Here is a 24,347-nt window from a genome sequence, read left to right as displayed (position 1 = left end):
AGAATGCGCGCCGCTCCGAACGCCGCGACACCCGATCGCTGTCCGAGCCGCATCAGGAGGTTCCCCCCAATGAAAAACCACGGCCTGTCACGGCGGGGTTTTCTGAAAGCCAGCGTGCTGGCGGGCGTCGCGGTCTACGTCGCGCCCATCGGCAGCCGCGCGTTCGCGGCGCTCTTCGAAGAAAAACTCCTCACCCCCGTCAAATGGGATAGCGTCACCGGCATCCCCCAATTCCGCATCGACGGCATCGCGAAGGTCACGGGCTCGAAAGTGTTCGCCCGTGACGTGCGCGCGGCCGACATGCCGCACTGGCCGCAGCAGCAGTCGCACGCGCTGATCCTGCGCGTCACGCAGGCCGACCGCACCTACGAGGGCTTCGACCTGTCGCTGCTCGGCGACGAGTTGAAGCCGGACCGCGTGGTCACGGCCGACGATCTCGCGCGCGACGGCGTCGCGTTCCCGACGTTCTACGGCGACGACATGCTGTTGCCCGCCGGCAAGACGCCTGCGTATCTCGGCCATGCGGTCGCGATCCTCATCTACCACGACTTCGCGCGCTTCCGCTTCGCGAAGAACGCGCTCAAGTTCCGCGACGACGTGATCCGCTACGGCGCGGTCACGGGCCCGCTCGAGCGCGATCCGTGGGGCACGTTCCGCTACGTGCGGGTGGGCGGCAAGACGGCCTACGACGACGATGCCTATTCGAGCCTGAAGGATGCGCCGATCTTCCCGAGCATGATGCGCAAGCACCTGCCGGTCTGGCCGGACGGCAAGGAGCACGGCAAGCTCGACGAGCAAGGCATGTTCCTGGCCGGCCAGATCGCCGCGGAACTCGACCATCCGTCGGCCGACTGGCTCGTGTTCGACCGCGAGTACAACACGCAGTCGGTCGATACCGCCGCGCTCGAACCCGACAACGCGAACTGCTGGTACGACGCCGCGACGCAGTCGCTGCACCTCGTCGTGCCGACCCAGTCGCCGCTCGAAGTGTCGGAGAACGCGGCCGCGATGGTCGCGAAATGCCGCTTCCCGGTGAAGAAGTTGTTCGTGCATCCGTGCTACACGGTCGGCTACGGTTCGAAGGATCACTTCAACGTGCCGTTCTACGGGCTCGTCTGCGCGCTGTACGCGGACGGCCGCCCCGTGCGGTTCGCGAACGACCGCTACGAGCAGTTCCAGACGTCGCTGAAGCGTCACGCGTTCAAGATGCATTACCGGATCGCGGTCGACCGCAACACGGGCCTTCTGCAGTCGTTCAAGGGTGACTTCGAGGCGAACGGCGGCGGGCGCTCGAACTTCTCGCCGTCGGTGGCGATGGTCGGCGCGACGGCCGCGCAATCGATCTACTACTTCCCGAAGAGCGACCTCGCGGCCGTCGCGATCGCGTCGCGCGCGATCGATGCCGGCTCCGCCCGCGGCTACGGCACGCTGCAGAGCATGGCCGCGACCGAGATGGCCGTCGACGAGATCGCCGCGCAACTGAACCTCGATCCGATCGAGTTCCGCCTGCGCAACGCGCTGCGTTCTGGGATGAAGAACACCCAGGGCGCGATTCCCGCCGGCGCGCTGCGCGTCGACGAAGTGCTGGAACGCGCGAGGCAGCATCCGCTGTGGACGCGCCGCGCGGCGCGCAAGGTCGAATTCGAGGCCGCGAACCCCGGCAAGCGCTACGGTGTCGGCTTCGCGTGCGTGCAGAAGGACTTCGGCACGGGTGCCGAGGCATCGTTCGCGAAGGTCGAATTCGACGAGCACGGCAAGGTGTCGCTGCAACACACGGCTGCCGAGATCGGCACCGGGATGTCGACGTCGCAGGCCGTCGCGGTCGCGAAGTGGCTCGGCCGCCCGGCGACCGAGGTGCGCGTCGCGGTGACCGAATGGCCCGACCTGCCGGTCGAGACGAGCGGCGATCCGTACCTGATGTCGCAGGCCGACCAGGATCGCCTGAGCGCGAATCCGCGCTGGTCGCCAGGCTATGCGTCGCCGTCGAGCGCGACCAACTCCGCGTACTACTTCACGCACAGCACGCGCGAAGCCGCGCGCGCGGTGTTCCGCTACGGGCTGTGGCCGGCCGCGATGTCGATCTGGACGCGCGGCCTCGGCGGCGGCCAGGCCGCGCCGTACACGATCCGCATCGAGGACGCGCGCTGGGTCGACGGCAAGCTGAGCGCCGACGGCCTCGAGCCGCTGACGTTCGAGCAGCTCGCGAAGCAGGCGCACGCGCTCGGCCTGCCGACCGGCGCCGTCGTGCACGTGTTCAACCGCTGGCAATGGACTGACGCCGAGTTCGACGTGGGCGGCGCGGTCGAGCGTCTGCCGATCGACGGGCTGTCGCTGCGCGTCGGCGCGCCGAAGACGGGCGTCGAAGGCCCGCTGCCGGGCACCGTCGCGCCGGCCGGCGCGACCGCGCTGCGCGGCACGCTGGCGCCGACCGCGAACGGCTATCGCGTGCTGGACCGCAAGCGCGTGTTCATCCCGCCGACGAGCCGCAACAACGCGGCCGTCACGTACTACACGGCGGTCGGCACGCTCGTCGAGCTGGCCGTGCACGAAGCGACCGGCAAGGTCGAGCTGCTCACGCATCACTCGATCATGGAGTGCGGCAACCAGATCTCGCCGCAACTCGTGTCGGGCCAGCTGCAGGGCGGCCTCGCGATGGGCATCGGCCATGCGCTGCACGAGTACCTGCCGCTCTACGAAGACGGCCCGGGCAACGGCACGTGGAACTTCAACCGTTATCAGCTGCCGCGCGCGACCGACGTCGCCGTGTGGTCGCAGACGGGCGACATCCTGCCGCCGCTGTCCGAGACCGATCCGCCGAAGGGCGTCGCCGAAGTGGTGATGATCCCCGTCGTCGGCGCGATCGTAAACGGCATCGCGCACGCGATCGGCCATCGTTTCACCGACTTGCCGGTGACCCCGCAAAAGATTCAGGAGGTGCTCGCATGACGACCGCCCAAACCGCTGCGTCGGCCGCGAGCGCCAGCGCGGCTGCGACCGGTACGTCCGCGTCGAACGCGGCTTCGGCCGCGCCGGCATCCGCATCCGCCGCCATGCCCGCGGCATCCGCCGCATCCGCCGCAGCTTCGGCCGCCGTCGAGCGTCCGCTCGTGCGTTTTCAGCAGAAGCCGCTGTCGGTGAAGATCAACGGCAAGTCCATCGGCCCGATGCAGGTGCCCGAAGGGCTGATGATGATCGAGTTCCTGCACGAGTACGCGGGCCTCACCGGTTCGCGGCTCGGTTGCGGGCAGGGCATCTGCCATGCATGCGTCGTGATCGTCGACAAGCCGGACGGCACGAGCGAGGAAATGCGCACCTGCATCACCGGCGCGCACTTCTTCCACGGCCGTTCGATCCGCACGATCGAAGGGCACGCGAAGCGCAACGAAGCCGGCGAAGTGGTGGAACTGTCGCCGATCCAGCAGAAGTTCCTCGAGCACTTCAGCTTCCAGTGCGGCTACTGCACGCCGGGTTTCGTCAACGCGGCGACGGTGCTGATCGAGCGCCTGAAGCGCGAGCCGGTCGCGAAGGCCGACGTCGAGCGCACGATCACCGACGCGCTGAACGCGCACCTCTGCCGCTGCACGGGTTACGTCCGTTATTACGAAGCCGTGAAGGACGTGATTTTGATGACGCCGGGACTCGTGAAGGACGCCGCATGAAACGCACATTCGCCCATCGTGCCGCGCGGGCCGCAGGCCTGCCCGCGCTCGCGGCCGCCTGCGCGCTGCTGCTCGCCGCCTGCGGCGGCCATGACGCGCCTGCCGCGAGCGCGGCGTCCGGCGCACCCGGTGCCGACCCGGTCGCGCGCGGCCGCTATCTCGTCAAGGCCGCCGACTGCGCGGCGTGCCACACCGCGAAGGACGGCGCGCCGTTCGCGGGCGGAGCGCCGCTCGAATCGCCGTTCGGCACGTTCTACGGCTCGAACATCACGCCCGACAAGGATCACGGGATCGGCAACTGGAGCGCGGACGACTTCTACGCCGCACTGCACGACGGCAAGGCGCCCGGCAAGCGGCTGTATCCGTCGATGCCGTACACGTCGTACCGGCAGCTCACGCGCGCCGATAGCGACGCGATGTACGCGTACCTGAGGACCGTAAAGCCGGTCGAGCAGGAAAACCGCGCGCACGCACTCAAGTTCCCGTACAACCTGCGCTTCGGCATGGTGTTCTGGGACATGGTGTTCCTGAAGGACAGCCTGCCCGACGCGTCGAGCGGCCAGTCCGCCGACTGGCAGCGCGGCCGCTACCTGGCGGGCGCGCTCGGCCACTGCGCGGAGTGCCACACGCCGCGTGCGTTCACGGGCCAGCTCGACGACGCGAAGCCGTTCGCGGGCGCGGCGCTCGGCCGCGTGGCCGCACCGGACATCACGCCGGCCGGCCTCGCCGCGCGCGGCTGGACGGGCACCGACCTGCAGACGTTCTTCGGCGTCGGCATCGCGCCGCAAGGCTCGGCGTTCGGCGAAATGTATCCAGTCGTGCACCTGAGCACGCAGTACCTGGCGAAGGACGACCTGCGCGCGCTGTCCGTGTACCTGCTCGGCGATACGCCGCCGGCACCGCAGCCGGTGAAGCCGGTGTCGGCCGACGCCGCGCAGCTGGCGGCCGGCCGCTCGGTGTATCTCGCGGTGTGCGCGGGCTGCCACGGCTTCAACGGCGAAGGCAAGCCGCACGTGGCGGTGCCGATGAACGGCAATTCGACGCTGCGTCAGGGCGACGCGCGCAACCTGCTGGTCGCGATGCTCGACGGCATCGACGAGCAGCAGTTTGCCGGCTACGAAAACCTGCAGCCGATGCCGGGTTTCGCGCACACGCTGAGCGACGACGAACTCGCGCAGCTCGCGAACTACCTGCGCGCGACGTGGGGCGGCCAGCCCGCGAGCGTCACGCCGGCCGACGTGAAGGCCATGCGTTAAGCCGTCGAGCGGCAGGGCGGGGCGTCGCGCGCAACGCAGCCGGTTCCCGGCTGCGCTCCCGCGCGATGCCTCGCCCGATTCCGGGAGGCGGTGTGTCAGTAGCCGCCGCCGCCTCCTCCGCCACCACTACCCCCTCCGTTGCCGCCCGCGCCGCCGTAGCGGCTCATGCCGGACCCTTGCGACATCCCGCCGCCCGACGACGTACATCCCGCCGACAGCACCAGCATCAGCGCCGCGACGAGCGCCGCGGCCAATCTTGCCGATTTCATTTCACTCTCCTTGGACCGCGCAGGCCGCGCGGCAGGGCGGTTCGCGTGAACCGGCGACCGCGCGATGACGAAACGTCTCCGTCAGGCGGTTTATTCCATGTTTTTTGGGTATCGGCGCGTCGCGGCATATAGCGACACGAATCGGCGCGCGGGGCGCACGCGCGTCGGGCGGCGCCGTGCTCGCGTAGCGGCGCACGCGCTCACACGAGCACGCAGCCGGGGCGCCCCGGCGATTCGCCGCATGACAAGGTAACGGGGGACGGAATGTCGCCGTCGCGGCGGCATCCGGTCAACGATAGACGAGATCGGCGCGGCGGTTCTGCGCCCACGAATCTTCGTCGTGGCCGAGCGCGACCGGCTTTTCCTTGCCGAGGCTGACCGCTTCGAGTTGCGTGGCCTGCACGCCCAGCGTTTCGAGCGCGCTCATCACGGCTTGCGACCGGCGTTGGCCGAGCGCGAGGTTGTATTCGGACGTCCCGCGTTCGTCGGTGTTGCCCTGGATCAGCACGCGGCGCGACGGATGGCTTCGCAGGTAGTCGGCGTGCGCCTGCAGCAGCGTCTGGTATTCCGGCTTCACGGAGTACTGGTCGAAATCGAAGTAGACGCTGCGCTTCGCGAGCGGGCTGTTCGGATTGTTCAGATCGTCGGCCGCCACCGTCGCGACCGCTTCGCTCGACGGCGTCGGCGCCATCCCGGCATTCTCGGGCGTTTTCGCCGCGTGGTGGCAACCCGCCAGCAACGCGAAGGCTGCCATGACCGCGAATCGGTTCGTTTTGCTCATCGTGCGTCTCCTGCGGTTGACTGCATGGAAAGCGTGGTGCAGGCGATCTGCCGAGTCACGCATGCGGCGAGACGGCACGAAAGCGCCGGCTTCCGTGCGCGATGCGCTTTCGTAAGCCGGCGATGTGCCCTATGAAAGATTGTCTCGGCCGGACGCCGACGCACGGCGCCGCTGCAACAAGATTAGGAAAAATGTCACAGCGTGACCAGTTTCTCGGTCTTTTTTGCGCGGAAACGACGCAGCACGCATTCTTGCTTGCGCGAACGCGCGCAGCATGCGCCATTCCGGTGCGGGCGTGTCGCGCGTCGCCGGCGCACTCATAACTTGTTAGCGCCCAGCCGATATTCCGATGGAGCAATGCCCATCCAGTCCCGGAATGCGCGTCGGAACGCCCGGTCACTGTTCATCCCGATCCTCGCTGCAATGTCGGTCAGGTGCATATCGGTGGAGGTGAGCAGGTGCTGCGCAGCCTCAAGCTGACAGAGCGCGCGCAAGTCTCCGTACGAGCAGTGTTCGGCTCGCAGGCGCCGACGCAGCGTCGCCGTGCTCATGTGGAACAGCTGAGCCACGGTTTCGCAGCTGGGTGCGGCCCCTCGGTGCTGCAGTGCGTCGAGTAATAGCAGGCGCACTTGATCTGATAATTTGAATTCGGGAATCGCTGCCAGACCGAAATCGAATGGAAAGTAGTCGATGATGGCTTCCAGCTCGGAATACGAACGGACCACCTTATGGTTCAGCAGACGAGCAGGGAAGCTGAACGAGTTGACCGGCTGATCGAAGCGCAGTGGCGCGCCGAACACGTCGATCAGTTGATGCAACGGATCCGGCGGCGGATACGCAAGCGCCACTTCCTTCAAATTCAGCGGGCGGCCGATCAGCCAGGAAAATAGCTGATGGTAGAAATAGAGGCCGGTAAGATCGACCAGTAGTGCGGCATGGTCTCGGCTACCACGCCGGGTTTCCATCGTGAACTGCGCCGTCGCACCATGCTCTACCGTCGCCAGTCGGCCGCCGCGTTCCTCCATGGCATCGTTGAATCGCGCCGCTCGTTCTACGGCCTTCCCTAAAGTCGAGCAGTGAATCACGCAGTAGCACAGCATGTTGACCGCGAGGATGCCAAGCGGCCGATGCCCGTCGCGCTCGCAGCACCATGTTTCCAGCGTGCCGATGCCATGTCGATACAGCCGCGAAAACTCCGGTGTCGGCAATGCCGCCACCACGCCCTTCAGCACGGCATCCAGTGACGTATTGATTCCAGCGCTTTGCCAGAGTCCGGGCAGCACGTCGTCGCCCATTTGCCTGAGCTCATTGATCAAGGGCCGGGCATAGCCGATCGGAATCGTGTTCGAGAATTCGCGCTTGTGCATGATGGCCTTATGTCTGAACAGCGCATCGAGCTTGTGCTCGCTTGGCAAACGCGTCAAGCATTGATCGTTTTTGTCCGGTGGATTGCCTGTTTCCAGCCTTGGTTGGTTGTTCGCGCTGTCATTAAATGGCACCTCATATCTCGACCAGACTCGGTGCCGATATCGCCATCGACGCTGACCATAGTGAGGAGACTGACATGGTGTACTACGACCCCTACGACCGGGAACTGATGAAAAATCCCTGGGACGCGTATCGCCAATTGCGCGATGAGGCTCCCGCCTATTTCATGGAAAAGTACGACGCGTGGGTGCTGTCACGCTTCGACGATATTCAGAAAGCCTCGCTTGATCGGGAGAACTACACGGCGAAAGCCGGCATTGCCACGGGCAATCTGCTGCAGAAGCGCTTGATCCCGGACAGCAGTACGTTCATGTCGATGGACCCGCCCGAGCATACCGGTTTTCGTAAAGCGGTCGCATCCGCTTTCCGTCCGACCGAGGTGCAGGCGCGGCTGCCGGCATTCATCGCCGAGCGCATCGAGACATACGGCGCACCGTTGCTGAGCCAAGGGGAATTCGATGCGGTCAAGGCGTTTGCGTCGCCGGTCGCGACCGACGTCGCGGCACACCTGACGGGCATTCCGCTCGAGGACGGACCGATGCTGGTGAAGTGGGTCGAGGTGTTCGAGCCGTTCTTCCACGACATTCCCCCGCAGGGGGCTTCGGATACATCGGCGACAAGCGCCGACGCCGCCGGAGGCCAGTTGATCGACTACTTTCTGCGACTGGTGGACCGTCACCGCAAGCAAGGTCCGTCGCCCGACAACGTGATCGGGATGCTGCTTCTAGCGGACATCGACGGGCACCGCCTGGACGACCTGACGGTCGCGCAAAATGCGCTGCCGCTTTTCATCGGCGGGATGGAGACGTTTCCCAAGCATTTCGGCAGCCTGTTGTACTGGCTGGCCGAGTTTCCCGAGCAGCGCGCCAAGGTCGCGAGCAATCGCGCACTGTGTGGGAAAGCGGTCGAGGAGGCCATGCGCTTCGATGCGCCCGCCCCGATGCTTGGACGCCGGGCGGTGAATGCCGTGACGTGGCATGGCCACACGATTCAGCCGGGTCAGGCGGTGATGTTCCTTTATCAGGCCGCGAATCGCGACGACCGTACTTTCGAACGCCCGGATGAATTCGACGTCGAACGCGCTTTCATACCGCAGGTCGCGTTTGGATCAGGCATCCACGTATGTCTTGGCATGCACGCGGCTCGGATGGAAAGCCGCATGATGCTCGAATGGTTGCTGAGCCACGCCCCCGACTACAAGGTGGACAAAACCCGAGCCGTCCGTGGCCTGCTCGCCGGCATGCACGGGTTCCGCAGTCTCTTCATCGAGGTATGAGCATGAGTCGGGTAGCGCGTGCGTACCACATCGAGCACTACGGCACGATCGACGGCATCCGAATACGACAGCATGTTCGACCCAGGCCCGGAGTCAACCAGGTCCTGGTTCGAGTGCGTGCCAATGCATTGAACTATCGCGACCTTCTGGTCATGCGTGGCATTCCGGTTGGCGCAGATCTGCCGCCGGGGAGAGTGCCGTTGTCGGATGGCGCCGGCGAGGTCGTCGAGGTCGGGGAGAACGTGACGCGCGTTTGTGTCGGCGAGCGCGTTGCCGCGATCTTCCGTCAGGACTGGATCGACGGTGATTACCGACACGAAGGCGCGCAGACGGACCTCGGCAGCGGCATCGACGGGATGCTTTCTGAATTTGTCGTCCTGAACGAGCAAGGCCTGGTACGCCTTCCGTCTCATCTGTCCTATGAGGAAGGCGCGACGCTTCCAACCGCCGGTGTGACGGCATGGATGGCTATCGTCGGCAAGGGACAGGTGACGGTAGGAGACACAGTGGTGCTGCAGGGGAGCGGCGGCGTTGCGGTGTTCGCGTTGCAGTTCGCAAAGCGCCTCGGCGCCCGAGTCATCATGACCACGTCAAGTGCTGAAAAAGGCGAGCGGCTGAGCGCATTGGGCGCGGACGAGATCGTCAACTACAAGACACACCCCGATTGGGCAGACGAGGTCCTGCGACTGACAGACGGTCGTGGCGCCGACGTCGTCGTCGACAGTGGCGGTGGAGGAACGCTCGCCAATTCGTGTGCGGCGGCGCGCATCGGTGGAAGGCTGGTCTTGATGGGATTGCTGGCTCAAGGCGAGGAGGCCGGTACCGTATCCGAGTTGTTCTACACGATGTTCCTGCGTGATCTGACTGTCGTTTCGGTACACGCGGGCAGCCGGACAAATTTTGAAGCGATGAATCGAGCCATCGAGCAGCATGGCCTCCGCCCGATCATCGGTGAGCGCTTTCCGTTCGGCCGCGCGCCCGACGCATATCGCTATCTGCAGAGCCAGGCGCATCTCGGTAAGGTGGTGATCGGGCATGACGGATAGGCTGGTCGTTGGGAGACCCTCGTAACCGATCACACGCTCAGCAAATCGATCCATGTGCCCGGATCGCCGTGTTAATCCCCCACGGCTTTATGCCGCACACGCTTGATGGCGTGTGCGGCTTCTTTTATTGGATCGTCGTTGTGTAGCCGGGGAAGGTGGATGACTGCTTTCAGGTGATATGCGTGATCCGCAGCTTCCGGTGCGGGCGCGTCGCGCGTCGCCGGCGCACTCAGAACTTGTGCCGCAGCCCGAGCGCGACCACGACCTGGTTGCTGTTGGCTGACGGCGTCATGGTCCAGACGGTCGCGTTGAACGCGGGGTTGCCGTTGCCGCCGCTCACGCTTTGATAGACGGCTTCGAGATACGCGTCCGTGCGTTTCGAGAACGCGTAGTCCGCCTGCGTGACCACGTGGTTCCATTTCGGGCGCGTCTGGCCCGTGCGCGTGTCGAAACGGCCCATCGTGTACGTGTACGCAGCGGCCACACTGAACGCCGGCGTGACGAAGTAGCGGCCGTCGACCGTGAAGTTGTCGAACACGAGCGATTCACCCTTCAGCGGGGTGATGCCGCTGCCCTGGAGCACGCCGCTCACGCCGTCGGTGGCCGAGTGCGACCATGCGGCGCCGACCGAATGCGGGCCGAACGCGTAACGGCCGGCCACGGCCCAGATCTGCTGATTGCCGCCCGTGATCGTCGCCGAGCCGTCGAGCGTGCTCAGTGCGCCGTCCGGATTCGCCGCGTTGCGGTCGCGGCTGATCTTCAGGTAACCGGCGCCGAGCTTCAGCGGCCCGTTCGCATACCCGAGCCCCGCGCTCCACACGGCGTTGTTCGAGAACGCGCCGGCCGTGTTCGAGAATCCGAACATCGCGCCGAGCGTCAGCCCGCGATACGTCGGGCTCGTGTACTTCACCGCGTGGTTGATGCGCAGGTTGCGGTTCGAGTCGTCGTTGTCGTACGGATGCACCGCGAGGTTGCCGCCCCAGCCGGGGCCCGACGCGCCGAGCGGCGTCACGAAATCGAGGATCAGGTCGTACTGGCGGCCGAACGTGAGCGTGCCGGCCGTCCGCGAGCTCACGCCGAGCCACGCCTGACGGCCGAACAGATCGACGCCTTTCTGCGACAGCTTGCCGGTCGTGCCCGAGAAGCCGTTCTCGAGCGTGAAGACCGCGGCCGTCCCGCCGCCGAGATCCTCGCGGCCGCGCAGCCCCCAGCGCGACGCGTTCATCGCACCGCTCGTCATTGCGACACTGCCGCTGCCCGGCGAACCGGCGCCTTGCGTACGCTGGTTGGTCGCATAGGTGATCGACGTATCGATCAGGCCGTACAGCGTCACGCTGCTCTGCGCTCGCGCGACGCAGGGAATCAAGCAGCCGGCCACACAGGCGGCAATCACGGTCATTGGGAGTGCGCCGGTACGACGGCCGCGGCGGGCGGCAAGCGGCGCGGCAACGCGCGCGCCGGCGGGCTGGCTGGTTTTATAGGAATGCATAGGATTTTTTATCGTTGGTCTCCGGCCCGATCGCCGGTGGGTCGTGTCGGCGCGCGGGCCGACGGATCGAGTGGGCATTATTGAAGAACGTGCGACCGTCGATTAAGGCGCTGCACAGGAAAGGTCCTCTGCGGGATCGCGTGGAATCGCGGCGTTTCGACGCGGGATGTTTTCGTCGAATCGGCGCGAAATGCGGCCATCGCGCGTGCGGAACGATTCGGCGGGGCCGGGGCGGTTCAGCGTGAGCGTCGGCGCGGTCAGGAGCAGGCGGCGGCGGGCGGCGGGGCGGTGACGCATCGCGAAAGGCGTGTGTCGCCGGTTGGCGGCAGCGTGTATTTCTGACCCGATGCGCGGCGACCAGCAAAATTTTCCGCCCGAAGCGGCAAGGACCGAATTGCGGCATCGGGTTCATTGCGTTCGTAGCGCGGGTCGTCCCGCGCCGCCGCAACCCGCCCGACGACTACGTAATGCGCGGCTTTTTCACGCGCGCCCGTTCGGCACAATGGATCATTGCGCGTGGCCCGCCTGCCGCTGTGCCGGCACGTCACGCATGCCGCGGGAGAACGGACATGGTGTTGATGGCTGTGGGCGGGGGCGGACCGGTGAACGTGCCGCAGCCGCAGGATGACAACGATCCGGCACCGAAGAACGGGGCCGGCAGCACCCCGCCGGCGCAGACGCCGGAACAGCAGGCCCTCGCGGCCGCGCAGGCCGAAACGCAGCGCCTGCTGCAGCTCGCGCAGGCCGAAATGGCGACGCTCAAGCGCCTGCACGACCAGGGCGCGTCGCAGGCCGATCTCGACAACCAGGTGAAGAAGGCCGAAGCGGCATGGGGCTCGGTGCAGGCGGCCGTCGAGAACCAGATGCGCGTCGCGGCCGACGGCGGCGGCGACACGAACAAGGCGATCGCGGGCGTGGCCTCGGATCTGCGCAATGCGACGCCGAACGATCCGGTGCTCGGCTCGGTGCTCGACGATGCGCAAAAGGCGGTGTCGGCCGAATCGGCACCCGAGCGGGCGACCAACGTGAAGGCATTCCAGTTCGCGCTGGCGATGCAGAAGGACCAGGCCGCGAACGCCGACGTGAAGCAGTACAACGCGCTGCCGGGCGGTATCCGGCGCGCCGATCCCGACACCGGCGCGCAACTGCGCCAGGCGGCCGGCACGGCCGACACGAATGCCAACAACGCCTACACGGCCCTCACCACCGCGTTGCGCCACGAATACAGCACGTCGGCCGCGACGCTGCGCCTGAACGACGCGAAGGCCGACTATGCGGCGTGGCAGAAGGAGCCGGGCGGATTGCGCCGTGCCGACGAGGCCGACATCACGCAGGCGCTGGCGCAGGCGCAGAGCCAGTACGACAAGGTCGTGACGGGCGGCGACGACACCGCACTGACCTACGTGACGGCCGACGAGCAGAAGCAGGTCGTCGCGTCGGTGAAGCAGAATCACGACGGCATGTGGTACACCGGCCTCGTCGACGCGCTGGGCGAGGAAAGCCAGCTCAAGCGCACGATCACGACGATCAATCCCGACGATCCGTCGCTGTCGCCGCAGATGAAGCAGCTCGCGCAATCCGATCCGGTCACGTTCGCGCTGTTGCAGGACACCGGTGTGACCGTCGATCCAAACGATCCGAAGCTGTCGCCGCAGGAGAAGGCGCTCGCGCAGCAGAATCCGCTCGCGGAGGCGTTCGTCAAGCTGACGGGCATTCCGGTGAGCACCGACGGCAAGAGCGACGCGGACGCGAAGGCGCTGAACGCGCAGATCGACCAGGCGGGCGGCGTGTTCGCGTACGCGATGGCGCAGGCGCAGGCGCAAGCGATGACGCAGGCGGACAAGATCAATCCCGGTTATCAGAAGATCCAGACGCTGCTTGCGGCGGCGCCCGAGGTGCGGCTGCAGTACACGAAGCAGCAGGTCGCGCAGCTGATGCAGGGCCCGGGCAGCAATCCCGGCGCGGCGCTCCAGGTGCTGAAGACCAACATGGACGCGTCGTTCTCGCTCGACGAGCGCCAGACGCTGTGGACACAGGTGGGCCAGCCGCATTTCGACGCGAAGTTCATCCATACGCAGATCGATCCGCTGATGCAGAAGCCCGATGCGGATGCAACGGATCAGGCGAGCATGCGTGCGCGTTACGACGACACGATGAACGCCGACAAGGCTGGCAAGTGGATGCAGGACATCCTGAACAATGCGCCGCCCGAGTTCGCGGGCGTCGTGCTCGACACCGTCGAGCACGATTTCGGCAACAAGTGGATGCAGACGAACACGGGCACGCCGCAGCCGTACGGGCAAGGCACCGAGTTCTACAAGGGGCTCAGCAAGGCGGTCGGGCTGGCGGACCAGCAGCCGACCGCGAGCGGCGTGCCCGTGCAGCGCGAGGACGACGTCGCGAACTGGCTGCTCGACGACAAGGGCAACGCGAAGACGCTGATCTACACGCTGCGCGGCAGCAACACCGGCTACGGTTTCGACACGGTGCGCGAGGCGCTGTCGTCGGGTGTCGATCCGGCGCTGTCGAAGGCGCTGCTGTCGAAGATGCAGAACGACGACCGGTTCCAGGCGGGCTTCGCGAACGACTTCCAGCTGCGTTACGACCAGGGCATCAAGAGTGCGCAGAACAAGCAGAACAAGGACGCCGCCAACGCCAGCTACAAGCTGTTCCAGGCCGATCCGGACAAGCAGCTGAAGGCGTATTTCGACGACTTCCAGAAGAACTTCGACGACAAGTCCTACACGTTCACCACCGGCTCCGACCAGATGACGAACTTCGTCGGCGCGGGGCTCGGAATCCAGCCGGACGACCCGGCCGCGACGCCGACCGACCGGAACGACGTGCCGTCGATGGCGATGCTCGAGCAGTTGATCGTCGGCAACGGGCAGTTGCAGAACGGTGTGGCGGTCAACAGTCGGTCGCTGTACGCGAAGAATTCGGCGGCGACGCAGATGATCCAGACCGTCGTCGACCAGATCCGCAAGGTCGGCGGCGACCACGCGGTCGTGTCGCTGGTGCCGATCTACTACGTGTCGAAGGGGACCGGTACCGCGCCGAGCGCATTGTTCAAGGTGCAGGTCGCGAACCATCCGGACCAGTTCAAGCTGATCGACGATCGCGGCTGGAAATACGACACCGTCGACGACTACCAGCACAACAACGCACTGTCGGACGACGGCAAGCTGTACGTGCCGAAGAGCCTGACGAACGGCGCGGCGTCTGGCGGATATTCGCAATACGAATCGATCGACGCACACAAGACGGAGTGGTACCAGCACGTCGAACACTATCTCGAGATCGGCACGGGCATTCTCGCCGCGGCGGGCGGTGTCGTACTGGTCGCGAGCGGCATCGGTGCGCCGGTCGGCGGCCTGATGCTCGGCGCCGCGTGGACCGCGGTCGGCGCCGGGATGGCGGTCGGCGTGCCGGCCGCCATCAGCGACCTGAACAATCTGAGCGAGCACGGGCAGTCGATCGGGTTCGGCAATGCGCAGGCGCGCGGCGACTGGATCAGCCTGATCGGCAGCGGCGCGGGCATCGCGGGCGGCGGGCTCGGCGTCGCGGCGAAGTCGCTCGCGGAGGCGTCGTCGCTGCTGCGCACGACGGGCCAGGTCTCGGACATGGTCACACTGGCATCGCGCGGCGAGGGCGTGACGGCCGACGTGGCCGGTCTCGGCCGTTTCGCGCAGGAAGCCGACGCGTTCCAGTCGGTCGCGCAGACGACGGGCCGCACGGCCGGCGTGCTCAACGTCACGGGCGGCGCGATCGGCGGCTATCAGATGGTCGACCAGGGCGTGTCGCTCGTGAAGAACTGGGACGCGATGTCCGATTCCGATCGCGCGCAGCAGTTGCTGAACCTCGGGATCGGCGTCGCGCAGATGGGCCTCGGCTCGCATACGCTGATGGAACGGCCGATTCGGGCGATCACGAAGACGCCGGCCCCGCCGGCGACGCAGCGGCCGATCACGATCGACGTGGCGAACACGATGTTCGGCAACGGGCTGGCGAACCAGCGCCTCGCGGTCGGCGAGATCGGCAACCCGTGGCAGCACGCCGAGGAGCAGGCGGCCAGTTTCGGCGAGCCCGCCGGCGACGGCGAGCCGGTGTCGCCGGCGGAAGGCGGGCTGCGGTCGCGCTTCACCACATGGCTGCGTGCGCGCCGCACGCAGGGCACGCCGGACGACGGCGACGCGATCCTGCTGCGGCTCGCGCCCGATGCCGAAGGGATCGACGGCGAAGCGACGCCGGCCGTTGCCGCCGCGATTGCGGGCGATGATGCGACGCCGGCCGGGGCCGGCACGCCGGTAACGGCGGGACGCCCCGCGTCGTGGCCCATTCCCGCGCATGTGGCGGCCGATCCGGACGCGCTGGGCGGCGTGGTCGGGTCGATTCTCGACAGCGGCAACCGCCTCGAGGACGTCGAATACTACGTGTACGCGCTGGAGGACGGCGAAGGGAACGTGCGCAAGCCGGACGAAGACGGACTCCCCTCGACCGAACGCGGCAACCTGGGGGACGACATCCGGGCGGCGAACGCGGACGCGCGGCGCGCGGCGGCCGGAGACGATCCGGTGAAGCTCGCGGCCGCCGCCTCCAGCGAGGACGGCACGATCGGCGTCACGCGTTACGCGTCGTTCCACGACGCGATGATGGTCGCCCGCGGCGGGGTGGCGGCGGGCCGCTACCAGATCGCGCTGGTCGACCACGGCGCGCTCGCCGCGGACGGTACGGTGCCGCCCGAAGCGGTGATCGCCCGGGTCGGGCTCAACGACGCCGGCGACGCGCTGATGCTGTCGATGAACGACGCGTACGATCGCACGCTGCGCGTGATGTACCCGCGCGGGTTCGATCCCGCCAAGCCGCTGATCCGCAGCGAGGACGGCCGGCGTGTCGACGTGATCAACGCGCCGCCCGGCATGGACGAAACGCAATGGGGCGCGTATCCGCGCCGCGAAGCCGACCTCGCGATCTATTCGAACCATCCGGACCAGCCCGAGAACCGGCTGCCGGCGGGCGAGCGGCCATTGATGCCGGTGCCGCCCGGCTACTTCGCGGTATACGCGCATGCGTGGTCCGACGCGTTCGCGAGCGCGACCGGCAAGCCGATGAGCGCCGAAGACCTGGCCGAACTGGTGCGCCAGAGCGGCTGGGACGGCAAATCGCCGGTGATCCTCTATGCATGCGGCGCGGGTACGCGGGTGAGCCCGCTCGCGCAACTGCTCGCGAACGTGCTGGGGGTGGACGTGTACGGCGCAAGCGGCTTCGTCGCGTGGCGCTCGCCGCGCTATCGCAGCGACGGCAGCCCGGACTCCGGCTATACGACCGGCATCGTGGTGGAGCCCGGCGCCCCCAGTCTCGCGGGGAAGCCGGACCTTTCGGTGCAGCATGCGCCGCGCACCTACCGCTTCTCGCCGGCGCTGGCGGTCATCGACCAGGGCGCGCACGCGGTCGACTGGAGCACCGTGGCGCCGCGCCCGGTGTCGAATCGCTGGGGCGGCAGCGGCGCGTCGGGCGACGCGCGCGTGCCGCTCGGCGTCTACGTCTGGCGCGTGCTGACGAATCGCGGCGGCGCGGTCATCAATCCGCGCAGCGGCCGCTCGGCGAGCGCGCTCGAGATGACCCACGCGCTGGAGGAACTGGCGTGGAAAGGCTATACGCCGGGCACGCCGATCGCGCTGGAGGGGCCGCGCAGCGGCGCCGATCCCGAATTGCTGCAGGAATTCGCGGACCTGATCCAGGCGCCGGTGTTCGGCCGGCTGGGCGACGACGACGCGGCCGGCTGGCAGCGCGCGATCCCCAATCCGGGCCGCCGGCTCGCGCGCTTCCAGATCGAACCCGACGTGAACGGCAAGTTCTCGCCGGGCCGCGCGCAGCCGGTTCGCGTCAATCCGCTGGAATTGCGGCCGGTGCCGGGCTCGAATGTCGTGAACCTGCTGGGTCACGCGACCGCGCGGCAGTTCCTGAAGGTGTCGGGCTTCGACATCGCCGAATCGCATGGTACGAAGCCGCGCGACGTGAGCTGGGACAGCGCGATCGCCATCACGAAAGACGGCAACACGATGTCGCCCAGGGAATTCGCGCGCAGCCTGCTCGAGGATCCGGCTTACACGGAAGGCAACGGCGTGCTGCTGACCGGCTGCTATCTCGGCTCCGGCGGCTACCCGTTCGCGCAGGAACTCGCGTATGAACTGCAGGTGCCCGTGATCGCGTCGATCGCGTCCAATTCGATACGCGGCACCGGCGCGCTGGAACTGCACCCGAACAGCGACGACATCGTCGTGCCGGCACACGATCCGGATGTGTCGACGCGGCTCTACCTGCATGTCCCGGAGGCGCCCGACGCGAACGAACCGCCGCTGGTGTTCGCCCGGCGCGGCGAACCCGTGCCGGGCGCGGTGGCGCACGGGTACGACGGCGCGCCGGTCGAGCCGGTGCGCCCGATCGACGCGCAGATCGATCCGGACGCCGACAGCGGGCGGCGCGGCTACACCGGCACGCCGGGCGATGCCGCGCGGCCGGGCGCGACGCCACATGGGCCGGCCCAGCCGCAGCCCCGGGCGCATTCGCGTCTCGCGCCGGAGCCGGACGCGGGCGAGCCGCCCGTCGACGTGCCGGTTCCGGTCGTCGACGTGGCGCCGGGGCAGATCTACACGGCGGACGAATGGGCCGCGCGCACCGAGCAGGCCGCCGAGGCCGAAGCCGACGATGGCCTGTCGGGGATTCCGCAGAAGACGTACCGGAACAACAGCCGCGTCTATACGGACCGCGCGATCGCCAACGACGGCGTGATGACGACGACGATTCACGGCGAGTCGGTACTGCAACCGGGCTTCGACGACGTGACCGGCGTCGACGCAACGCAGCACCCCGAATTCCTGCGTCCGGCCGACACGCTTTTGATGCCGGCCGGCGACCCGCTGCATCCGGTCGGCGCGCGCGGGCTGATGTCGCCGCCGGGTCATCACGTCGTGTTCGGACACGGCATGTCGGCCGATGCGATGCTCGGCCCGGAAGGCCGGCCGGTGACGCCGGACGAGGTGGCCGAGCGTGTCGCGCCGCAGCTTGAACCGGGGCAGGACGTGACGCTGTATTCCTGTTTCAGCGGGTCGGACAAGCACGATCCGCTGCGCGTCGCGCCGGGCCAGGTGCGGGCCGCGAGCGGGACGTTCGCGGCCGCGCTCGCGCAGCGCCTGTCCGAACTCACCGGGCGGCCGACGTCGGTCTGGGCGCCGCAGGACATCCTGCTCGTCAAGCCGGACGGCTCGGCCACCGTGCGCGGGACGCGCCGGACCGGCGAGGTCGACACCGATCGCCTGCCGATGCAGCGCTTCGTCGGCGATCCCGCGCGGGCGGGCCGCCCGGCACTGCCCGCCGCGCCGGACGCGGAACCGGCGCCGACCGCTGCGCACACGGCGCCGCCGCCACGGGCCGAGCGGCCGGCGCGTCCGACGGTGCCGCGCGTGCCCGATCCGACGTTTGCCGATCCCGGCTACGACTTCACGCCGATTCCGGACGACACGTTCGAATCGGTCACGCTCGACCATCCGTTCCGCAGCGCGCTGGCCGACCGGCCGGGCGTGATCGGCGAGGCCGCGCGCGTGACGCAAGCCGGCGGCGCCGTAAGCCAGCACTGGCCGAGCTATTTCCTCGACGGCCCCGAGCCGACCCGCGTGATCGACGACGTGATGCAGGCGTTCGACGCGGCCGGCCTGACGAACCTGCGCGTCGAATTCGTGACGGGCGACGGCAGCATCGTGCTCGGCAGCGGCACCGATTTCGGCGCGCTCGATCCCGAGGCGGGCTGGTTCCGGTTCAGCGGCACGGTGCCGGACGCCGCGGCGTCGGCAGCGCACGCGACGGGCCGCACGGCCGCCGAAGCGCGGCGCGCGTTGCCGGAAGGCGTGAGGACGGTCGTGCACGACGATCTCGGGCAGGCGCTCGATGCGGCGCATGCCGGGTCGCGCAATCACGCGTACGTGCCGGCCGATGCGCTGCCGGACGACACCGCGTTCGCGCAGGGCGACCTGACGCCGGCGGAACGCGTCGCGGCCAGCGCCACCGCGCACCGGGCCGCGGTCGAGGCCGCTGCGCCGACCGACGTCGTGCTGCTGTCGGCACTCGGCCACGATCCGGCGAGTGCGCTGCGCATCACCACGCCCGACGGCGGCTCGCTGTTCAAGCCGGCCGGCGTCGACATGTACGTCGTGCGTACCCGCGACGCGGTGACCGGCGACGTGTCGTACCGGCTCGTCGGCGTCGATCATTCCGGTTTGCCGGAAGGCTATGCGGCCGTGCATGCCGGCGGGACGCGCGCGCTTGGCGCGGTCGACGGCAGCCCGACCTGGCCGAGGTTCGGCCACGCGGGGCCGGCCGGCCGTCTGGCGAGCCCGGCCGGCGACCCGGCAAGCAACCAGGCAGGCGACCCGTCCGCCGCGGCGCCGCCGGCTACCGTTTCCGGTCATTCAGCCGCCCCGGCCGCGCCCCAGGGTGCCGCAGCGGTCGAGGCGGCAAATCAGGCGCGCGCCGCCGACTGGCTCGACACCCTCGGCCGCCGCACGCTCACGCGTGTCGACGGCCGTCATGCGCCCACGCTGGACGGACTCGCCCGGCAGCTCGGCCCCAACGCGCATGTGCTGATCACCGCGCATCACGCGCCGCCCAACGGCGCCGCGGCCTATACGCCGCCGGCCTTCGTCGCGGTGCTCGAGACCGACGCGAACGGCGCGCTCGGCCCGGTGCGGATGCTGAACGGCAAGCGCGTGCCGCCCGCGCTCACCAAGGCGCTGGAAAATGCCAACAGCGGCGGCCGACGCGCACGCGGCAAGTTCGATTTCCATGTGTCGCCGGTCGCGCACGACGAACTGGTGGCGTTCGGCGGCCCGTCGAAGATCAAGACGCCGGACGGCAAGACGTCGTGGGACGTGACGGCGTCGGGCCATGCGATCGAGACGACGCTCGCCGGCGACGTGTCGAAGCTGCAGGACGCGCCGGTCTTCAAGCGGCCGCGCCAGGCCGTGCGTGCGGTCTCCGGCGCGCAGCGCTGGATTCATGTGGTCGACGACGAGACGGGCAAGGTGCTCGGCCATGCGGAGCGCAACACGAACCACGCGTGGAAATATTTCGAAAAGGCGTCGCTCGGCGACACGGAGATTCCCGAGCAGGATCTGCGCACGGTGTTCCGGCGCCGCCGTCGCGGCGGCATTCCGGTCGGCCGGTCGCCGCGCCGCGGCATCCGCTTCGTCGTCAGCGACGTGGCGCCGGCCACCGTCGACCGCATCGGCGGGTTCCGGCCGGCGAAGGCGGCCCCAGCCGTCGAGAAGAAACCGATCCGCTCGGCCGGCGACCTGTTCCAGTCGATCGTGCCGGTGCGCCGGCCGCTGGCGCGCGCGGAGCAGGGCGACGACGCGAACGCCGCGCCGCTGGCGCCGGTCGATCCGCATCTGTTGCCGTCGGACAAGTCCGCGCTCAACGCGGTCGACTTCAGCGGCAACAGCGTGTCGCACCTGCTGACCGCGATCCGCAACGGCGCGCTGGACGGCGGCCGCCACGTGATCTACGTGTTCCGGACCGACGGCGCGGTGGCCGAGGCGCTCGGCGATCCGCTCGGCGTGATCGCCGAGCGCGACGGCGAGATGCGCTGGTTCGACAAGATCCCACAAGTCAACAACAAGAACCACCTGGGCGTGCCGCTCGACGCCATGCCGATCGGCAACGATCGCTTCGGCACGGACGTGCATTTCCTGCTCACGCAACTGTCGCCGCGCGATTTCCTGAACAGCGCGCGGCCGACGCGCGTCGCCGCGCTCGAAGCGCGCGCGAAGGCGCTGCACGATCAATGGAAGGACGCGGAAGCGCGCGGCCTGCACTCGGCGCCGTTCCGCGCGCTCGCGGCCCGGACGCGGCACGGCTACAACGAGGTGCTCGCGGACTTGCGGCGCCTGGGGAGCAAGGGCACCGCGCCCGAGCCGCTGTCGATCGAGCCGTACCAGCCGGGGCTGTCGTCGGCGACCTCCGTCGAGTTCAGCCTGCGTAACGGCGCGGCGAAGCCCGAGCAGTATTTCGCGACGCACCAGCAGATCGAGGCGTACAACAAGCAGGCGCAGCGGCCCGGCGACGTGAACCTCGTGCTGAAGGGCGAGCCGCAGGCCGTGATGGTCGACGTCGGCATGTGGCGCACGCTGCTCAACAAGCTGTACGTCGCGCGCGACGTGTCGACGTCCGCGTCGCGGTTCCTGCCGGTGCCGGGCAAGCTGCGCGCGCGGACGCGCAACCTGGGCGCGGCGACCGTCGCCGACAAGCGGATCCGGCAGATCTTCACGCGCTCGAGCGAAGCGTTGCAGGATCGCATGGTGCCGATGGCGCGCTCGTTCTCGCTGAGCGACGATCCGGCGTTGATGGGCGCGCTCGTCGAGCGGTATGGCGGCGTGATGCCGGTCGCCACGCTCGTGATCGATCCGCATTCGCTCGCGGCGGTGCTCGGCAAGGCGCACGATCCGGAGTTCCTGCGCGCGGTGCGCGCGCTCGGCGACCAGAAGCACGCCGTGTTCGACGGCGAGAACGGAATGATCCATCCGGCGCAGGGCTCCGACGGGACGGCGCTCGCGCTCGACGATCTCGCACATCTGCATCGCTGGCTCGACGAGGCCGCACGCACCGGTTTCGCGATCCGGCTCGAGACGGCGCCGTCGCGCGCGCTCGTGTCCGGCGCCGACTACCGGTTCCAGTCGGGCACCAACGACACGTATCACGATTACGTGCGTGTGATGAGCGCCCTCGAACGCTGGTCGAACGCGCATCCCGACACGAAGGCGCCGAACGTGATGGTCACGTTCCACGGCTGGGACGCGGTGCCGGAATCGGTGCCGGGCGGCGGACACGAGAAGCTGCTGCGCGCGGTGCTCGAGCGCAAGGGGCTCGAATGGGTGCACATGGGGCTGTCGTACGGCACCCACGGCGCGGACTTCATCGGCAATCAGGATCTGACCGGCGCGCTCGCGAAGCTGATCGTCGAGAACCGCAACCGGCCCGGGATCATCAACCGCCTGCATGGCGCCGATGCGCTCACGCGCGTGTTCGAGCGGGTCGACCAGCAGACGCTGGCTAACCAGCATCAACTGCTGTTCGCGGAAGTCGAGCGGCTCGGCGCCGCGGACGGCATGACGCCCGCGGACATCGCCGCGCTGCGCCAGAAGCTCTACGAAGGCAACACGACCGTCTGGCTGAACCAGGCGCGCAAGGCGACGATCGAGCATGCGACGCCGCTGTGGGACGCCGACGGCAACCCGCCGCGCACCGGGACGGACGAGGGCGCACGCAGGTTCGGCGGCCGCTGGCTGGCCGACTACGGCGCCGGCGTGCCCGACCGGGTGACCACCGGCAAGCGGCCGGCCGCCGCCGACCCGCTCGACCACTGGCGCGCGGTCGTGCACGATCCGGCGCTGATCAACGACGGCACCAAGCCGATCGGCGCGAGCCGCCGGGAAGCGGCGCAGCTCGCGAAGGTCGACATTCCCGACGCGAAGCGCGCGCAGGCGGAACTGCATGCGCTGCGGGTGCACGACGAACCGATCGGCGAGAACACGCCGCCGCCGTCGCCCAGGCGGATCGCCGGCGACATCGCGGCGGCCACCGTGACCGGCGGCGCCGGCGCGGGCGTGCTCGTCGCGGTCGGCCGGGAGTCGGTGCGCACCGCGACGAACTCGCTGTATGCGGGCCTGCGGGTCGGGCGCGTGTTCCAGGCGCTGCATCACGGCGCGGTCGCCAGCCTGAAGAACGGCGATCCGCGCGTGTTCGATCGTGTCGTCGACCGGCTCGTGCGCGGGCTGCAGGCACAACTGAAGGCGAACGGCTTCGACGTGGACGCACGCGGCGCGCAGCTGGAGCAGATCGCGCACGAAGGCAAGGCGATGGCCGCCCAGCTGCGCGCGCTGAACGACGACGGGATGCTGTCGTTCGACGATACCGTCGCGCATACGAAGGCGATCGCCGCCGACATGCTCGCGCAGATGCAGGGCGTGGTCGGCGGGACGTCGCTGAAGCTGCTGCATCACGGCAGCCCGCGCCATTCAATCGGCCGCGTCGGTCGCGTGCTGGCGCTCGGCGGCTACGGCGGCTCGATCACGATGAATGCGTTCAGGGCGATCACGCACGGCGACCTGCTGGCCGGCGGACAGGCGATCGGCGGCGCGTTCAGCGCCGTCTACACCGGTATCGTTTACAAGGGCAGCCTGCGCGGCGTGAATGCCGAGAACCGCAGCCAGCTGGCGCGGATCGCGAGCGCGACCGGCGACTACCTGACCTCGGCGGTCGGCATCGCAACCGGCGTGCATACCGCGCTGACCGTGGATCCGGTGACCGGCACGCTGACCGCGATGTCCGGCGCGCTGCTCGGCGCCGGGCGGCTGCATTCGCATTTCCCGAACGCGACGCCGTGGATGGAGCGCTTGCCGACCGGCATCGCGCTGGCGCCCGTGGCGATCTTCGGGATCATGCAGGGGATCAGCCTGTACACGTCGGCAACCGCGTCGGACGATCAGCACAAGCCGCCGGGTTCGTCGCCGAAACCGTCGGGTTCGAATGCCGGGGCGCCGACGCCGGGCGCGTCGTTTGCGCCGTCGCCCGGCACGACGAGCGCACCGGTGCAGCCGAATGCGTCGGCAACGCCGTCGGCATCGGCGACGGCGAGCGCGCAGCCGGCGGGTACGCCATCGCAACCGGCGCAGCCTTCGACCGGTTCACCGAGCCCCGCGCCCACGCCGCTGACGGTGACCGTGGCGGCCGGCGATTCGTTGTGGACGATCGCGGCAAGTCACGAAGGATCGTTGCTTGCTGCGGCACACGTGCCGGCCGACCAGCAGCAGCGGATGTCGGACGGTCAGCGGATCGACGTCGCGCTCAACGAGATCCTGCAACTGAACCGGAACCTGGCGAGCAATCCGGGCGAGATCGATCCGGGGCAGCAGGTCGTGGTCGGGTGACGGGGGCGGCGCGCGGAACGTGTGCAGGGCGGATGCAAGCGACGTGTCGCGCGTGACCACGATCGACGGGAGGGCGCGCCACGACGCGCATGCATGCGTCGTC

Annotated in this window: 10 protein-coding genes; 6 read left to right on the top strand and 4 right to left on the bottom strand. The window is 68.5% G+C overall.

Annotation, left to right across the window (positions count from 1 at the left end):
- Nucleotides 1-69: 69 nt before the first annotated feature.
- Genes U4Y91_RS19635 through U4Y91_RS19625 form a run of 3 tightly spaced genes read left to right on the top strand, consistent with a single transcriptional unit; the run spans nucleotide 70 to nucleotide 4,915 of the window.
- Nucleotides 70-2,946, top strand: coding sequence for a xanthine dehydrogenase family protein molybdopterin-binding subunit (locus tag U4Y91_RS19635; protein WP_321806459.1), 2,877 nt, complete (start codon nucleotides 70-72; stop codon nucleotides 2,944-2,946).
- Entirely contained in the window at nucleotides 2,943-3,659 is a 717-nt protein-coding gene (locus tag U4Y91_RS19630) for a (2Fe-2S)-binding protein (protein WP_321806458.1), read from the top strand. Before U4Y91_RS19635 ends, U4Y91_RS19630 begins: the two co-directional genes overlap by 4 nt.
- Entirely contained in the window at nucleotides 3,656-4,915 is a 1,260-nt protein-coding gene (locus tag U4Y91_RS19625) for a cytochrome c (RefSeq protein ID WP_321806457.1), read from the top strand. The genes U4Y91_RS19630 and U4Y91_RS19625 overlap by 4 nt, the downstream gene beginning before the upstream one ends.
- A 95-nt stretch (nucleotides 4,916-5,010) precedes the next feature.
- Here U4Y91_RS19625 and U4Y91_RS19620 read toward each other — a convergent pair whose 3' ends face one another.
- From U4Y91_RS19620 to U4Y91_RS19610, 3 genes are all read right to left on the bottom strand, one after another.
- Nucleotides 5,011-5,184 (bottom strand): hypothetical protein, encoded by a 174-nt coding sequence (locus U4Y91_RS19620; protein ID WP_185640807.1) that lies wholly within the window; start codon nucleotides 5,182-5,184, stop codon nucleotides 5,011-5,013.
- 289 nt (nucleotides 5,185-5,473) lie between these two features.
- Nucleotides 5,474-5,965: a peptidoglycan-associated lipoprotein Pal gene (gene pal, locus U4Y91_RS19615; protein ID WP_321806456.1), complete on the bottom strand. Its 492-nt coding sequence runs from the start codon at nucleotides 5,963-5,965 to the stop codon at nucleotides 5,474-5,476.
- 317 nt (nucleotides 5,966-6,282) lie between these two features.
- On the bottom strand, nucleotides 6,283-7,464 hold the full coding sequence (locus U4Y91_RS19610) for an AraC family transcriptional regulator (protein WP_321806455.1): 1,182 nt from the start codon (nucleotides 7,462-7,464) through the stop codon (nucleotides 6,283-6,285).
- Nucleotides 7,465-7,529: 65 nt separating this feature from the next.
- Between U4Y91_RS19610 and U4Y91_RS19605 the strand changes: the two genes are divergently transcribed.
- Nucleotides 7,530-8,729: a cytochrome P450 gene (locus U4Y91_RS19605; RefSeq protein WP_321806454.1), complete on the top strand. Its 1,200-nt coding sequence runs from the start codon at nucleotides 7,530-7,532 to the stop codon at nucleotides 8,727-8,729.
- A gap of 2 nt (nucleotides 8,730-8,731) precedes the next feature.
- Entirely contained in the window at nucleotides 8,732-9,775 is a 1,044-nt protein-coding gene (locus U4Y91_RS19600; protein WP_321806453.1) for an NAD(P)-dependent alcohol dehydrogenase, read from the top strand.
- Between the two features lie 229 nt (nucleotides 9,776-10,004).
- Here the strand turns inward: U4Y91_RS19600 and U4Y91_RS19595 are convergent, their stop codons facing one another.
- The gene (locus U4Y91_RS19595; protein WP_321806452.1) at nucleotides 10,005-11,264 is read right to left on the bottom strand and encodes a porin; all 1,260 of its coding nucleotides are present in this window, start codon (nucleotides 11,262-11,264) and stop codon (nucleotides 10,005-10,007) included.
- A 569-nt stretch (nucleotides 11,265-11,833) separates the two neighbouring features.
- Here U4Y91_RS19595 and U4Y91_RS19590 point away from each other — a divergent pair.
- Nucleotides 11,834-24,244, top strand: a complete 12,411-nt coding sequence (locus U4Y91_RS19590; RefSeq protein WP_321806451.1) for an LWXIA domain-containing protein — start codon at nucleotides 11,834-11,836, stop codon at nucleotides 24,242-24,244.
- The last annotated feature ends 103 nt before the right edge of the window (nucleotides 24,245-24,347 follow it).

It is taken from the genome of Burkholderia sp. BCC1993, assembly GCF_905339865.1.
In the GTDB taxonomy this organism is placed as follows: Bacteria; Pseudomonadota; Gammaproteobacteria; order Burkholderiales; family Burkholderiaceae; genus Burkholderia.
The sequence above is the reverse complement of the archived record's forward strand: the minus strand, read 5'-3'. Positions and strand labels throughout refer to the sequence as shown.